Annotated in this window: 12 protein-coding genes; 9 read left to right on the top strand and 3 right to left on the bottom strand. The window is 57.3% G+C overall.

The genetic code is table 11. The annotated features are described in order from the left end of the window. Positions 1-60: 60 nt before the first annotated feature. Positions 61-1644 (bottom strand): peptide chain release factor 3, encoded by a 1584-nt coding sequence (locus tag ACA048_RS04070; RefSeq protein WP_483842520.1) that lies wholly within the window; start codon positions 1642-1644, stop codon positions 61-63. A gap of 454 nt (positions 1645-2098) precedes the next feature. Here ACA048_RS04070 and ACA048_RS04065 point away from each other — a divergent pair, with 454 nt between their 5' ends. The 7 genes from ACA048_RS04065 to ACA048_RS04035 all read left to right on the top strand — a co-directional run bounded on the left by ACA048_RS04065 (position 2099) and on the right by ACA048_RS04035 (position 9488). Beyond that, complete coding sequence (locus ACA048_RS04065) at positions 2099-2815, top strand: ABC transporter permease (protein WP_483842519.1); 717 nt, start codon at positions 2099-2101, stop codon at positions 2813-2815. A gap of 20 nt (positions 2816-2835) precedes the next feature. Then, the gene (locus tag ACA048_RS04060) at positions 2836-3729 is read left to right on the top strand and encodes a glycine betaine ABC transporter substrate-binding protein (RefSeq protein ID WP_497628031.1); all 894 of its coding nucleotides are present in this window, start codon (positions 2836-2838) and stop codon (positions 3727-3729) included. A 13-nt stretch (positions 3730-3742) separates the two neighbouring features. Further along, the gene (locus tag ACA048_RS04055) at positions 3743-4396 is read left to right on the top strand and encodes an ABC transporter permease (protein WP_007942812.1); all 654 of its coding nucleotides are present in this window, start codon (positions 3743-3745) and stop codon (positions 4394-4396) included. Beyond that, positions 4393-5550, top strand: coding sequence for an osmoprotectant ABC transporter ATP-binding protein OsmV (locus tag ACA048_RS04050; protein ID WP_497628030.1), 1158 nt, complete (start codon positions 4393-4395; stop codon positions 5548-5550). Before ACA048_RS04055 ends, ACA048_RS04050 begins: the two co-directional genes overlap by 4 nt. Positions 5551-6016: 466 nt before the next feature. Then, a complete protein-coding gene (locus ACA048_RS04045) occupies positions 6017-7180 on the top strand; it encodes a type III PLP-dependent enzyme (RefSeq protein ID WP_497628029.1) in 1164 nt (387 codons plus the stop codon). Between the two features lie 167 nt (positions 7181-7347). Then, positions 7348-8457 carry an alpha-xenorhabdolysin family binary toxin subunit A gene (locus ACA048_RS04040; protein ID WP_497628028.1) on the top strand — a complete coding sequence of 370 codons (1110 nt, stop codon included), beginning with the start codon at positions 7348-7350 and terminating at the stop codon, positions 8455-8457. A 38-nt stretch (positions 8458-8495) separates the two neighbouring features. Further along, positions 8496-9488 (top strand): alpha-xenorhabdolysin family binary toxin subunit B, encoded by a 993-nt coding sequence (locus ACA048_RS04035; protein ID WP_497628027.1) that lies wholly within the window; start codon positions 8496-8498, stop codon positions 9486-9488. Here the strand turns inward: ACA048_RS04035 and ACA048_RS04030 are convergent. Together ACA048_RS04030 and ACA048_RS04025 are read right to left on the bottom strand one after the other, a co-directional pair. Beyond that, a complete protein-coding gene (locus ACA048_RS04030; RefSeq protein WP_497628026.1) occupies positions 9485-10246 on the bottom strand; it encodes a tetratricopeptide repeat protein in 762 nt (253 codons plus the stop codon). The two genes, ACA048_RS04035 and ACA048_RS04030, sit on opposite strands and share 4 nt — an antisense overlap. Continuing rightward, positions 10243-10923, bottom strand: a complete 681-nt coding sequence (locus tag ACA048_RS04025) for a Fe2+-dependent dioxygenase (RefSeq protein ID WP_497628025.1) — start codon at positions 10921-10923, stop codon at positions 10243-10245. Before ACA048_RS04025 ends, ACA048_RS04030 begins: the two co-directional genes overlap by 4 nt. A gap of 208 nt (positions 10924-11131) precedes the next feature. On the opposite strand from ACA048_RS04025, the gene ACA048_RS04020 reads away from it, so the two are divergent. Continuing rightward, the gene (locus tag ACA048_RS04020) at positions 11132-13450 is read left to right on the top strand and encodes a TonB-dependent receptor (RefSeq protein ID WP_497628024.1); all 2319 of its coding nucleotides are present in this window, start codon (positions 11132-11134) and stop codon (positions 13448-13450) included. 166 nt (positions 13451-13616) lie between these two features. Then, entirely contained in the window at positions 13617-16145 is a 2529-nt protein-coding gene (locus ACA048_RS04015) for a PepSY domain-containing protein (protein WP_497628023.1), read from the top strand. Positions 16146-16280 lie beyond the last annotated feature (135 nt).

Below are 16280 nucleotides of genomic sequence, written 5' to 3'. Positions count from 1 at the left end.
ACTGCACCGCCTTAGAAATGAGAGTGGCCATCATGACCACTCTCTATTCTCCTGCAACGCTTAGTGATGCTCACGCGTCGCACGGAATTTCACGTCCGGCCAGCGCTCTTCCATCAGTGCCAGGTTGACCCGGGTCGGGGCCAGGTAGGTCAGGTGACCACCACCGTCGATCGCGAGGTTTTCCACCGCCTTGTTGGAGAATTCCTCAAGCTTCTTCTTGTCGCTGCAATCGATCCAGCGCGCGGAATAAACGGTGATCGGCTCGTAGGAGCACTCAACCTTGTATTCCTCTTTCAAACGGCTGGCGACCACGTCGAACTGCAGCACACCGACGGCGCCGAGGATGATGTCGTTGCTGCGCTCGGGGAAGAACACCTGGGTCGCGCCCTCTTCCGCCAGTTGCTGCAAGCCTTGACGCAGCTGCTTGGATTTCAGCGGATCACGCAGACGCACGCGACGGAACAGTTCCGGGGCGAAGTGCGGGATACCGGTAAAGCCCAGGACTTCGCCTTCGGTGAAGGTGTCGCCGATCTGGATGGTGCCGTGGTTGTGCAAACCGATGATGTCGCCGGCAAACGCTTCTTCCAGTTGCTCACGTTCAGAGGAGAAGAAGGTCAGCGCATCGCCGATCCGCACGTCCTTGCCGGTGCGCACGTGGCGCATTTTCATGCCTTTTTCGTACTTGCCGGAGCAGATACGCATGAAGGCGATGCGGTCGCGGTGCTTCGGGTCCATGTTCGCCTGGATCTTGAACACGAAGCCGGCGAATTTCTCTTCGACCGGTTCTACGGTGCGCTCGTTGGCCACACGGGCCAGCGGTTTCGGCGCCCAGTTGACCACGGCGTCGAGCACGTGATCGACACCGAAGTTACCCAATGCAGTACCGAAGAACACCGGGGTCAGTTGACCGTCGAGGAATTCCTGCTGGTTGAACTCGTGGCAGGCGCCCTGCACCAGTTCCAGCTGATCGACGAAGCGATCGTACTCGTCGCCCAAGTGTGCACGGGCTTCATCGGAGTCGAGTTTCTCGATGATTTTCACATCGGTGCGCTCGTGGCCGTGACCGGCGGTGTACACGATGATGTAGTCGTCGGCGAGGTGGTAAACGCCTTTGAAGTCGCGGTAGCAACCGATCGGCCAGGTGATCGGCGCGGCCTTGATCTTCAGGACCGCTTCGATTTCGTCGAGCAGTTCGATCGGGTCGCGGATGTCACGGTCGAGTTTGTTGATGAAGCTGACAATCGGCGTGTCACGCAGACGGCAAACGTCCATCAGCGCGATGGTCCGAGGCTCTACACCCTTACCGCCGTCGAGGACCATCAAGGCCGAGTCCACTGCCGTCAGGGTGCGGTAGGTATCTTCGGAGAAGTCTTCGTGGCCCGGGGTGTCGAGCAGGTTGATCATGTGGTCGCGATACGGGAACTGCATGACCGACGTGGTAATCGAGATACCACGCTGCTTTTCCATTTCCATCCAGTCGGAGGTGGCATGGCGGTCGGACTTGCGAGACTTCACCGTGCCCGCAATCGCAATCGCCTTGCCCATCAGCAAGAGCTTCTCGGTGATGGTGGTTTTACCGGCATCGGGGTGGGAAATAATGGCGAAAGTGCGGCGTTTCGCGACTTCGGCGGCCTGTTTGGTCATGGGAAATCGCCTGGCGGTGATTCAAAAAAGGGCGGCGAGTATAGCGCAAACCGAGGGTCACGGACCACCGCTCGTAGGCCCACCGAACACCGCATCACTCTGTAGGAGCCGGCTTGCGGGCGATGGCATCGCCTCGGTCTGTCAGATACACCGAGGTGATGCCATCGCCAGCAAGCTGGCTCCTACAGGTACGTGTTTGGGCATCAAGGGTGGCTATCTGCTGTTAAATATGGAACCTTTTAAAAGGTGCAGACGTCCACTCCCCTGTTACGGCACTCGTACCAGGGGCTGAAAAATCAGCAAGTTAGCCTGACGAGGCTGCGCTTATGGCTCGATCTCATGCGGTTTTACCCGCATGAAGAGCTGCTTCTCGCGAACGTTGATTTCCCGGCAGCCAGTGATGGCATTGCCACACGGGACTGCGTTCGCCGACAAAGAAAAAAGGAGTCCGCCTGTGGCTATTCGCTATGGCAAGGGGCTTATAGGAGGTGCGGTTGTCGTCGCACTCCTGGCCCTGCTGGTCCACTGGATTGGCATCAACACGATCGAACATTACCGCGACGATTTGTTGTTTTACCTGCAAGCTCACTTGATTCTCGTCCTTGTCTCCATGCTGGCCGCCCTCGTTGTGGGCATCCCCGCCGGTATCTTCCTCAGCCGTCCGTCCATGGTGGACCGAGCTGAGCGCTTCATGCAGCTCTTCAATATCGGCAACACCGTGCCGCCTCTCGCCGTACTCGCCATCGCCCTGGGGATTCTGGGCATCGGCAGCGGCCCCGCGATTTTCGCCCTGTTCCTCGCCTCGCTGTTGCCGATCGTGCGCAACACCTATGAAGGCCTGAAAAACGTTCAGGGTTCGCTCAAAGAAGCGGCCGTCGGCATCGGCATGACCCCGACCCAAGTGCTGTGGCGAGTCGAACTGCCGAACGCCGTGCCGATCATCATCGGTGGCGTGCGCGTGGCGCTGGCAATCAACGTCGGCACCGCACCGCTGGCGTTCCTGATCGGCGCCAACAGCCTGGGCAGCCTGATTTTCCCCGGCATCGCCTTGAACAATCAGCCGCAACTGCTGCTCGGCGCGGCCTGCACCGCCCTGCTGGCCTTGCTGCTCGACGGTCTGGTGACACTCGCCAGCCGCCTCTGGCTCGAACGCGGCTTGCGCCCGTCTTAAGCCTCGGCAAAGGAATCTTTATGAAGACATTTAGCTTTTTACTAGGCTGCGCCCTGCTGTTCGCAGGATTTGCCCAAGCCGCTGAAAAACCCGTGATCCGCATCGGCGCCCGGGTGTTCACCGAACAAACCCTGCTGGCCGAAATCACCTCCCAATACTTGCGCACCAAGGGTTACGACACGCAGGTGACTGGCGGTCTGGGCAGCAACTTGGCCCGCAGCGCCCACGAAAGTGGTCAGCTCGACCTGATGTGGGAATACACCGGCGTGTCGCTGGTGGCGTACAACCATGTCACCGACAAACTCGACAGCGCTCAGTCCTACGCCAAGGTGAAAGAGCTCGACGCTAAAAAAGGCCTCGTCTGGCTGACTCCGTCGAAATTCAGCAACACCTACGCCCTGGCCCTGCCGGAAACCACCGCACAGGCTTACCCGCAGATCAACACCATCAGCGAGCTGAACACGGTGTTGCAGGCTGAGCAAAAGGACAATCATCTGGTGGCGCTGGATACCGAGTTCGCCAACCGTTCCGACGGTCTGAACGGCATGGTCGACCTGTACAGCATGAACCTGACCCGCAAAAACATTCGGCAGATGGACGCCGGGCTGGTCTACACCGCCCTGCGCAACGGCCAGGTGTTTGCCGGTCTGGTCTACACCACTGACGGTCGATTGAACGCCTTCAAGCTGAAACTGCTCGAAGACGACAAGCACTACTTCCCGGACTACACCGCTGCGCCAGTGGTGCGCCAGGTCTACCTCGACGCCCATCCGAAACTTGCCGAGGAACTCAAGCCCCTGGCCGAACTGTTCGACGACGAAACCATGCGCCAGCTCAACGCGCGGGTCGATGTCGATCATGAAAGCCCGTCATCCGTTGCCGCAGATTTCCTGCGCCAGCATCCACTGAACTGAGGGAGGAAAAGCCATGGAATTTCTCAACGCCTTTTCCCATCTCGACTGGCCGTTGGTGCTGCACCTGACGTGGCAGCACATCACTTTGGTCGGCATCGCCGTGACCCTGGCGATTCTGGTTGGCGTGCCACTGGGCATTCTGATGACGCGCTTCCCGACGCTCGCAGGTCCCTTGCAGGCCAGCGCCACGGTGCTGCTGACCGTGCCGTCGATTGCTTTGTTCGGCCTGCTACTGCCGTTCTACTCCAAGTTCGGCCAAGGCCTCGGGCCGATGCCGGCGATCACGGCAGTGTTTCTGTACTCACTGCTGCCGATCATGCGTAACACCTACCTCGCCCTCACCGGCGTGGAACCGGGCATTCGCGAAGCCGCGCGCGGCATCGGCATGACCTTCGGCCAGCGCCTGCGCATGGTCGAGTTGCCGATCGCGGTGCCGGTGATCCTTGCCGGTGTGCGCACCGCCGTGGTCATGAACATTGGTGTCATGACCATCGCCGCGACCATCGGCGCCGGTGGCCTCGGTGTCCTCATTCTCGCTTCCATCAGCCGCAGCGACATGTCGATGCTGATCGTCGGCGCCGTGCTGGTCAGTCTTCTGGCCATCTTCGCCGACCTGCTTCTGCAATGGCTGCAACGCACGCTGACTCCAAAAGGACTGCTCAAATGATCGAACTTCAAAACCTCAGCAAGACCTTCCAAAGCAACGGCAAAGACGTGAAAGCCGTGGACTCGGTAAGCCTGACCGTCAATGAAGGCGAAATCTGCGTGTTCCTCGGGCCATCGGGCTGCGGCAAAAGCACCACGCTGAAGATGATCAACCGCCTGATCAAGCCGACCTCGGGCAAGATCCTGATCAACGGCGAAGACACCACTGACCTCGACGAAGTGACCCTGCGTCGCAACATCGGTTATGTGATCCAGCAGATCGGCCTGTTCCCGAACATGACCATCGAGGAAAACATCACCATCGTTCCTCGTCTGCTCGGTTGGGACAAACAGAAATGCCACGACCGCGCCCGCGAGTTGATGAGCATGATCAAGCTCGAACCCAAGCAGTACCTGAATCGCTATCCGCGTGAATTGTCCGGTGGCCAGCAGCAGCGGATCGGCGTGATTCGTGCATTGGCGGCGGATGCGCCATTGTTGTTGATGGACGAACCGTTCGGCGCGGTCGACCCGATCAACCGCGAAATGATCCAGAACGAGTTCTTCGAGATGCAGCGCGCACTGAACAAGACCGTGATCATGGTCAGCCACGACATCGACGAAGCGATCAAGCTGGGCGACAAGATTGCGATCTTCCGCGCCGGCAAGCTGTTGCAGATCGATCACCCGGACACCCTGCTGGCGCACCCGGCGGATGACTTTGTCAGCAACTTCGTCGGCCAGGACAGCACCCTCAAGCGTCTGTTGTTGGTGAAAGCCGAAGACGCGGCGGACAACGCGCCATCGGTGAGCCAGGAAACGCCGGTGCCTGAAGCCCTGGAGTTGATGGACGAACTGGACCGTCGTTATGTGGTGGTCACGGATGGTGAGAACAAGGCGCTCGGTTATGTACGACGTCGCGACTTGCACCGTCAGACGGGTACTTGCGCGCAATACCTGCGGGAGTTCAACGCTACCGCAGCGTACGACGAGCATTTGCGCATCCTGCTGTCGCGCATGTACGAGTTCAATCGTTCGTGGCTGCCGGTGATGGATGCCGAGCGGGTGTTCCTGGGAGAGGTGACGCAGGAGTCGATCGCCGAATACTTGAGCTCTGGTAAGTCCCGTGGGGGCAAGACCAGCATTGTTTCGCCCGCCGAGACTGCGTTGGTCTGATCTGACGCCATCGCGGGCAAGCCTTGCTCCTACGGGATTGGTGTCGTGCAAACGAAATTGGCACGCCACAAAACTTGTAGGAGCAAGGCTTGCCCGCGATTGGGGGCACCACAAATCCCTCTTACACCCCTCAAATACCCATCCAACGGGAACATCACACTGTCATGCAGGTCGGTTACATCAGTAGCTGTCCGGGACCGCACGACGGAAGCGTGCAAAAACGCGACATTTTTTGTTGATCTCAAGCCCCTCACGCCCTAAAGTTCGCGCCGAACGTCCATGCTGGAAACGATCCATCCGGCTCAAGTACTGACGACGAGACAGCAAGGCCAAGGGAAAGCACCGCTTCCCATGGCCTTTTTGCTTTCGGCGACATGCCTTGGGAAGTAGGCGAACCAAAGTGGGGATACGGAGGACGTTCATTTGCACCCATTGTTTTTACTCGTTTGCCATTAGGAGCCCCAGCATGTCGATCAACGTCGAAGACTATTTCGCGCGCGATACCTTCAACAAAATGAAGGCTTTTGCCGACAAACAAGAAACCCCGTTCGTGGTGATCGACACCGCGATGATCAGCCAGGCCTATGACGACCTGCGCGCCGGTTTCGAATTCGCCAAGGTCTACTACGCGGTCAAGGCCAACCCGGCCGTCGAAATCATCGACCTGCTCAAAGAGAAAGGCTCGAACTTCGACATCGCCTCGATCTACGAGCTCGACAAAGTGATGAACCAGGGCGTCGGCCCGGATCGTATCAGCTACGGCAACACCATCAAGAAATCCAAAGACATTCGCTACTTCTACGACAAGGGCGTGCGTCTGTATGCCACCGACTCCGAAGCCGACCTGCGCAACATTGCCAAGGCCGCACCGGGTTCGAAAGTCTACGTGCGCATCCTGACCGAAGGCTCGACCACCGCTGACTGGCCTTTGTCGCGCAAATTCGGCTGCCAGACCGACATGGCCATGGACCTGCTGATCCTCGCCCGTGACCTGGGTCTGGTGCCTTACGGCATCTCGTTCCACGTCGGTTCGCAACAGCGCGACATCAGCGTCTGGGACGCGGCCATCGCCAAGGTCAAAGTGATCTTCGAACGCCTGAAGGAAGAAGACGGCATTCACCTCAAGCTGATCAACATGGGTGGCGGCTTCCCGGCCAACTACATCACCCGCACCAACAGCCTGGAAACCTACGCTGAAGAAATCATCCGTTTCCTCAAGGAAGATTTCGGTGACGATCTGCCGGAAATCATTCTGGAGCCAGGCCGTTCGTTGATCGCCAACGCTGGCATCCTGGTCAGTGAAGTGGTGCTGGTGGCGCGTAAATCCCGTACCGCTGTAGAGCGATGGGTGTACACGGACGTGGGCAAGTTCTCCGGCCTGATCGAAACCATGGACGAAGCCATCAAGTTCCCGATCTGGACCGAGAAGAAAGGCGAAGTGGAAGAAGTGGTCATCGCCGGCCCGACCTGCGACAGCGCCGACATCATGTATGAGAACTACAAGTACGGTCTGCCGCTAAACCTGGCGATTGGTGATCGTTTGTACTGGTTGTCGACCGGTGCTTACACCACCAGTTATAGCGCGGTTGAATTTAATGGCTTTCCGCCGCTGAAGTCGTTTTACGTTTAATACGTAATGACCGACTAATAAAACCCGTGAACTTCACGGGTTTTTTATTGCCACTGATAGTTAAAACAACCTAACCACCAACTCCATATATCGTTACACACCCATCGACCACCAAAACCCAAAGTAAAGTTATGCTGCGCGCTCACTAACTCGAAAGGGATTTCAACATGCAACTTTATCAAGCACCATTCTCTACCGTCGAGCCAATCAGTAAAGGATTAGCCTTTAGTGCATCGCCGCCCATAGTTACCAAAGGAGACATCCAACGAATCAAAGAATATATTGCTCAAGCCAAATCACTTCCAGTGAATATCGACGACGTTAAAAACCTGCTAAAAAGCGAAAACACTGGCATCGCAGGACTGGAGCCTTATGACATTGCAAACACCTGTGCCAAAGTCGTCACCAATGCCAATAACTGGAACGATATCGAACTGTCGATGAAAAGAGTCAGTGGCAGCCTTCAGGCATTCTCCGAAGACCTGCGGTATTTCGGAGATGACATTATCGCGGCCATTGAAACCATGCCGGGCTACCAGAATTACATCGGCACAATTGAAGGTCTGACCGAGGAAGAAATTGCCAAACTGCCTGAGCTAAAAATTGGCCAAGATGAGAAAAACAGATTTCCGTCCATCAAAGACTCTATTCAGTTCATCGCCAGCTCCATCGTCCAAAAGAAAACCAGCAGCACTGATATCCAGCTTCGCCTGAAACACTTTAAAACCGAGTTGACGGACGTGGTGGCGGTGTCGATTGGCGAAAAGCTGAAGCTGGCGGGCAACCACGAGCTGAATGCCGAGATCACTCGACTCAATGCTGAAATTGATGAAGCTCAACGCCTGGTCGAGGAAAAATCCCGGGAGCACGAACCCAACTTCTTCGATTACTTTCTGGCCTTCACCGACCCGCTGGGCTCTCAATATCTAAAACTCAAAGCAACACTGCAGACGGTGCATGTCGCTCCACTGATCCGGAGTCGGGATGAACTCACCGAGCAAGTCCGCAAGAAAAGCGTGCTGACAGGTACCTTGCTGGCCCTCCACGACCGGCTGTACAGCGTCGACTCTTATATCCTCGGAGCGACGCAAAGTACCGCTCTGCTGGAAACCGTCTGGATCACGATTTCTGAATACATCGACTCGTCAAAAAACAAAGTTGATGGCATTCACGAGTTCCTCACACTCAGGGCTTTTGTGTCGAACCTGAAAGTCATACTCAGCGACTGGAAAAACATCGAATCCAACGCCAAAGCGCTAACCAAAGCTTTCGATTAATACAAAACCTATCTAACCCACTGTAAATAAGGATATTTATGGACACCCAATCGTATACCACACCCGACATGTCGATCATTCGCGACAGCCGGGAAATCATTCGCTATCAAGCCATTATCGGCTCCGCCGACTTGTATATCGAAGCACTGCGAAACGAACTGATCAAGCTTAATTCCGAAGTCAGCACGACAGACCTGGTGGTTTCCGGGACAATAACTTCGGCTATTATCAGCCTGGATACCAGAGCACTCAATGAGACGCTGGAAGCACTGGCCGCTCTGTCCGCAGGAGAAACAAATCCGCAAAATAAAAATGCTATTGAGTCCTATACCAAAATAGCCAGGCAGTTAATTTCGCAGTGCACTGACAAGCTGAATGAAGCGCAAACAGAACTCAGTGACGCTATTTACAGTGTCAGGTATTCCCCCATCAGCAATAACCGTTTCAAGATTGCCGAACTGGTGGAGGCTCGCGAGTCGCTCGTCGCGGAACTGGAAAAAGAAAAGCCACCTGTGGATAAGCTTCTCGAAGATGAAAAAGTCTTGAACGAAGCAATCAGGCTGTTTGAAAGCCTCAGCTTCCTTGATCGCCTGAAACCGCTTTTCGAGCAACTGACCGGGATGATCGGCACTCAACCTGAAACACCTCAAACCGCCGCAATGAAGGCTGGCCTGGTGGTCGCGAACAAGTTTCTCGATGAGGCAAACCAACTGATCAAATACCAGGACCTGATCAAAGCTCGTACAACGCTGCGGGTTCGTCTTAAAGACCGACAGGACCGCCTGGATTCTCTTCTCGCCCAAATGAGCGACAACGACAAGAAAGTAAAACAGCTGAACGATACAAAAAAGGTGATCGAACCGCGGGATTCGTACGCGGATGAAACCAGCAAGATCGTCGACGCTTTGTCGCTGTTTCTTGAGGCCATCGCCGACAATGACGTCATCAAAAAGGGCCAAAAGTTGATAGCGCAGGCCAAGCCTTTAGCACGCTACCTGGAAAACCTTAAAGGCCAGTGGCTGCGCGGTTAACCCAACAGTTGAACGAGTTCGGACGCACGCTGGTGATACTCCCGAGCTATTGCTCGAATCCTTGGGTGGGGAGCGTTATTCAACGCCTCCCCACTCACTCGCAAAAAGTTCTGGTTACCGGTGGCCAATGCTAGACGTAGCCAGAGCAGTGCATCCTCAACCTGCCCGTCATCGGCCAACAGTGCCGCATAACTGAACTGCCCCCGGAAATCCCCACCTTCGGCAGATCGTCGATACCAGAGTCGCGCCGCTAGCGGGTCGGCGAGGCAATATTCGCCTTCCTCCAGATACCGCCCCAGCAAATTCATCGACTTCGCATGGCCCAGTTCGGCTGCCTGTCGATACAGACTCAAGGCTTTGGGCTGATCTACCGCCACCCCGCGCCCGGTCGCCAGCAGGTTGGCGTAGTTGTACATCGCCCAATCCAGCCCTGCGTCGGCCGCCAACCGATAATGCTGCGCGGCAACCGAAGCATCCGCCGCACAACCCCAGCCGTGTTCGTGACAACGACCGAGCATGTTGCGCGCCATCAGGTGTCCGCCACGAGCGGCAATCTCGAACCAACGCAACGCCAACGTCTGATCCTGTGCGATGCCGTTCCCATCCAGCAGAATCTGCCCCAGCAAAGCCTGAGCATCGAGTACGCCTTCGCGAGCAGCCATCAAAATTGCCTGGGCTGCGCGCGCCGGGCTTTCCTCCAGCATGGCCTTGAGCGAATCACCGTCGAGGACTTCCTCGCGGCGCAGTTGATAACTCATACCTCGACCCAGCGGCGAAGCAAGTTGTGATAGGTGCCGGTGAGGCGAATCAACGAAGGATGATCCGGCATGTCCTGCGTCAACTGCTGGATCGCCCCGTCCATCTCGAACAGCAGCGCGCGCTGACTGTCTTCGCGTACCAGACTTTGCGTCCAGAAGAACGAGGCGTAACGCGTGCCTTGTGTGACGGCGTTGACCTTGTGCAGGCTGGTGCCGGGATACAAAACCATGTCGCCCGCCGGCAGCTTCACGCGTTGCGTGCCGAAGGTGTCCTGGATTTCCAGTTCACCGCCGTCGTAGTCCGCAGGCTCGCTGAAGAACAGCGTCGCCGAAAGATCGGTGCGCACCCGCTCGATGCTGCCCTTGGGCTGGCGTACGGCGTTATCGATATGAAAATCGAAACTGCCGCCGGCGGTGTAGCAGTTCAGCAATGGAGGAAAAACCTTGTGCGGTAACGCGGCTGACATGAACAGTGGATTTTTCCACAGCCGTTCGAGCATCGCCGCCCCCACTTCCTTGGCCAGTGGATGACCTTCAGGCAGTTGTAGATTGTGCTTGGCCTTGGCCGACTGATAGCCGGCGGTGATCTTGCCGTCCGCCCAATCGGCCTGTTCCAGAGCCTCACGAATGCGCTGCACTTCTTCTTTCGCGAACAAGCCGGGAATGTGCAGCAGCATGGCAAAGACACCTGAAACCAAAGGGGCGCTAATGGTATTGATTCTTATTGCTCATGTAAAACCCTCACGACGGACGAAACACCAAAAACCGTAAGGTTAAATTGTAAAGAATGTAAATTCTTCGCGAATAATAACGTTTCGCAATTGATACAAATACGCGTCTACCCTATATTCCGCGGCCTCAAATCCTTGGGGAGGGAAATTCAAAATGTCGCGTCAACAACCACACGTACCGGTCAGCTCACCACGTCTGCTCGCATCAGCCATTGGCATGGCAATTACTGCCGGCTCTGCGGGCCACATGGTTTTCGCGGCGGAAAAAGCCGACGAAAAAGCACCGAGTAATGTGCTGTCGCTGGGCGCTACCGCCATCACTGGCGAGGCTCAGGACGAGACATCCTACTTCGTCGAAAAAGCCTCTTCGTCCAAGTACACCGCGCCGCTGGTCGACACCCCGCGCTCGATCACCGTCATCCCGCAACAAATCATCAAGGACACGGGCGCCCTCAATATGCAGGACGCGCTGCGCACCGTTCCAGGCATCACCTTCGGTGCCGGTGAAGGTGGCAACCCGCAAGGCGACCGTCCGTTCATTCGTGGTTTCGACGCGCAGGGCGATACTTATCTGGACGGCGTGCGCGACACCGGTTCGCAGAGCCGCGAGATCTTCGCCGTCGAATCGATTGAAGTCAGCAAAGGCCCGAACTCGGCCATGGGGGGCCGTGGCGCTGCTGGCGGAAGCATCAACCTGGTGAGCAAAAAAGCCCACTTGGGCGACTCGTTTGATGGTGGTTTTACTTGGGGTTCGGACCAGACCCAGCGTTACACCATCGACGGCAACTATCAGCTCAACGACACCGCCGCTGGCCGTCTGAACCTGTTGAGCCACGAAAGCAACGTCGCCGGCCGTGACAGCGTCGACTACGACCGCTGGGGCATTGCGCCATCGCTGGCTTTCGGCCTGGGCACCGACACCCGCGTCAACCTCGATTACTACCATCTGGAAAATAACGACACACCGGATTCGGGCATTCCCTACTCCATTCCGGCTGCTGGTTCGGCTGCCCGTACCAAATCCAATCCGGACAAACCGGACGACGGCGGCAACAGCACAAACTTCTACGGCCTCAATGACCGAGACTTCCGCAAGGGCCGCACCGACACCGCGACCTTCGCCATCGAGCACGACCTGAATGACGCGATGACCGTCAAGAACACCTTGCGTCACGGTTCCAGCATGCAGGATTACATCCTGACCCAGCCGGACGACAGCAAGGGCAACGTCAACAATGGCACCGTCTGGCGTCGGGCCAACACCCGGGTCAGCAACACCGAGACCACGACTAACCAGACCGATCTGTTTGGTGACATCTACATCGCCGGGTTCAAGAACAGCTACGCCACCGGTATCGAGTACACCCACGAGGAGAGCCAGAAATCCTCGTACAACGTCAACACCGACACCACGCCGGGAACAGCGGCTGTGACCACCAACTGCTCCCCGGCATTGATCGGCGTACCAAGCGGTTACAACTGCACCTCGCTGTCCAACCCGAACCCGAACGATCCATGGAACGGTGCGATCTCGCGTAACTACGCCGGCACCGACACCAAGGCCGACACGTACGCGCTGTATGTGTTCGACACCCTGGAATTGTCCCAGCAGTGGTTGTTGAACATGGGCCTGCGTTACGACCATTTCGACACCAACTACAAAACCTTCAACGGTTCCAGCGTGACCACGTCCAAGGGCGATGACACCAGCGAATTCGTCACCGGTCAGTTCGGCGTTGTGTACAAACCGGCGGAAAACGGCAGCATCTATGCGTCCTACGCGACGTCTGCCACTCCACCGGGCAACACCCTGGGTGATGGTGCGGAAGGCAACCCGTTGGGTGGCACACCGGATCGCAACGGCAACCTGCTGAAAAGCGACATGGAACCGGAAACCACCAAGAACTACGAAATCGGCACCAAGTGGGACCTGATGAATGATCAACTGTCGCTGACAGCCGATATCTTCCGAACCGAAAAAGATAACGCCCGCGTTCAAGTCAACACAACGACGTTTGAAAACGTCGGCAAAACCCGCGTTCAAGGTGTCGAACTGTCGGCCACCGGCAGGATCACCGACAAATGGCAAGTGTTCGCCGGCTACGCCTACATGGACAGCGAGCAAATCGACGGCGGCCCGCTGGGTGCCGTCAACGATGGCAACGAACTGCCTAACACGCCGAAAAACAGCGCCAGTGTGTGGACGACCTATCAGGTCATGCCGAGGCTGACTGTCGGTGGCGGTGCGTTCTATGTCGACGATGTATTCGGCAACGTCGCCAACACCACCATGGTTGAATCTTACGTTCGTTACGACGCGATGGCGGCCTACAAGCTGAGCAAAAACGTCGACCTGCAACTGAACGTGCAGAACCTGACCAACGAAACGTATTACGACAAAGCCTTCTCGACCCACTTCGCCAACCAGGCGCCGGGCCGTACGGCATTGCTGAGCACCAACTTCCACTTCTGATTGCAGTCACCGCTCCCACAAGGAGTGTGGATGAAGGCTGAAATCAGGGTCAGGCCCCGTTCATCTCAATGAGCGGGGCTTTTGCGTGTAAAAAAGAATGTTTCTCGACAACCCACGGCATAATGCGCGCCGTGATGACACTTTTTGAACGAACAAGGCGAGCGACGTGTTAAAGAAAACCCTGTTCCAGTTGCACTGGTTTTTCGGCATCAGCGCCGGGCTGGTCCTGGCCCTGATGGGCATCACCGGGGCAACGGTATCGTTTCAGGATGAAATCCTGAGCGCACTGAACCCTTCTGTGTTGCAGGTCGAAAAACAGGTTGCTGGCGTCCTGCCGCCCGTCGAACTGGTCGAGCACATCGAAGCCGCGTCCGGCAAAAAAGTCTCGATGCTCTCCGTCGAGACCGAGAGCGGTAATGCGGCCAAGGTGTTTTTCACGCCGCCACCGGGCCAACGCCGTGGCGAGATGCGCTACTTCGATCCGTACACCGCCGAGTTCATGGGCGACGCCACCGGCCAGGATTTCTTCGGCTTGATGCTGCAACTGCACCGTTTCCTCGCCATGGGCGACACCGGCCGCAACATCACCGGCGCGTGCACGCTGATTCTGGTGTTTTTTTGCTTGTCCGGTCTGTACCTGCGCTGGCCGCGCCAGTGGAAAAGCTGGCGTGCCTGGCTGACCCTGGACTGGAAGAAAAAGGGTCGTAGCTTCAACTGGGATTTGCACTCTGTGGCCGGCACCTGGTGCCTGGTGTTTTACCTCTTCGCGGCGCTGACCGGCTTGTCCTGGTCCTATGAGTGGTACAACAAAGGCCTGACCCGTTTGCTGTCCGACGCTCCGCAAAACGAGCGCGTGCGCGGGGGTCGCGGTCCGGCACCGAGCGGTCCGGCACCGACCGCCGACTACGCGGCCATCTGGAGCAGCGTCTACAGCGCCGCGGGCCCGGCACTCAGCGCATACAACATCCGTATGCCGCCAGTGGCCGGCCAGCCGGCGACCGTGTTCTACCTGCTGAAAACCTCCCCACATGACCGTGCCCTGAACCAGATCACCCTCGATCCGGCGACCGGAATCGTCAAGCAGCACGATCGTTACAGCGATAAGAGCCTCAAGGCGCAATGGCTGACCAGCATCTACGCGCTGCACGTCGGCAGCTACTTCGGTATTGTCGGGCGGATCATCCTGACCATTACCGCGCTGACCATGCCGTTGTTTTTCGTCACGGGCTGGTTGCTGTACCTGGATCGTCGGCGCAAGAAAAAGCAGATCAAGGACGCACGCAAAGGCCTCGAACAACCGGGCAGCGATGCGCCGGCGTGGCTGATCGGCTTCGCCAGCCAAAGCGGTTTCGCCGAGCAACTGGCGTGGCAGACAGCGGGACAATTGCAGGCCGCCGGACTGCCGGTGAACGTGCAGCCGCTGGCGAGTGTCAGCGAACAGGATTTGCTTGATTCCAGTAATGCGCTATTCGTGGTCAGCACCTTCGGTGACGGCGACGCGCCGGACAGTGCACGGGGCTTCGAGCGCACGTTGCTAGGTCGGGCATCGAGCCTGGAAAGCCTGAACTATGCGGTACTGGGCCTCGGAGATCGCCAGTATCAACACTTCTGCGGCTTCGCCCGACGCTTGCACGCCTGGCTGGGTGAGCATGGCGGCAAGACCCTGTTCGCGCCGGTGGAAGTCGACAGCGGCGACCCGTACGCCTTGCGTCACTGGCAGCAACAACTGGGCCTGTTGACCGGGCAAACACCGGTCGACACCTGGCAAGCACCTGGCTACGACAACTGGACACTGACCCGCCGCGAATTGATGAACCCGGACAGCAGCGGTTCGCCCGTGTACTTGCTGGGTCTTACCGCCCCGTCCACCAGCAGTTGGCTAGCCGGCGATCTGGTTGAAGTGTTGCCGCGTAATTGCCCGTGGGCCATCGAGCACTTCCTCGATGGTCTGGGCATCGACGGTCGTGCTTCAGTCGCGTTTGATGGCTTGTCACAACCTCTGGAGCAAGCGCTCGCCACGCGCCAGCTGCCTGAGAACAGAGCCCACCTGGTCGGCCTGCATGCTCAGGCATTGCTCAATGCATTGGTGCCATTGGCGATGCGCGAATACTCCATCGCCTCGATTGCGGCTGATGGCATTCTGGAGCTGATCGTGCGTCAGGAAATGCACGCCGACGGCAGCCTGGGCATCGGCTCCGGCTGGCTGACCGAACACGCGCCCGTGGGCGGCACCATCAGCCTGCGAGTGCGGCGCAACAGTGGTTTCCATCTGCCGGCCGAGCCGGTGCCGATGATCCTTCTGGGCAACGGCACCGGCCTGGCCGGGCTGCGCAGTTTGCTCAAGGCGCGGATTGCCGATAGGCAACAACGGCATTGGTTGCTGTTTGGCGAACGTAATCGCGAACACGATTACCTGTGCCGCGATGAGCTTGAGGAGTGGTTGATTTCAGGTGATCTGGAGCGACTGGATCTGGCGTTCTCGCGAGATCAGGCCGAGAAGATTTATGTTCAGGATCGCCTGCGTGAGTCTGCGCAAGAGTTGAAGAAATGGCTGGCCGATGGCGCCGTCATCTACATCTGCGGCAGCTTGCAGGGAATGGCATCGGGCGTGGATCACGTCCTCAACGAGGTGCTAGGGATTGCGGAGGTAGATCGGCTGATCGAACAAGGCCGCTACCGCCGCGACGTCTATTAATACAAGCATTTTTAACTTAAGCATTTAACCTCCCCCATTAAGGATGGGGGAGGCTACATCACTAAACTGGCACACCCAATCAAGAGCAACTCAACGATAGCAGAGCTTTTATACCTATCTATCAAGAGTTCCTCC

The sequence above is a fragment of the Pseudomonas sp. LBUM1659 genome, assembly GCF_059716045.1.
Note: the sequence above shows the minus strand (reverse complement) of the source record. Positions and strands in the feature narration are given on the sequence as shown.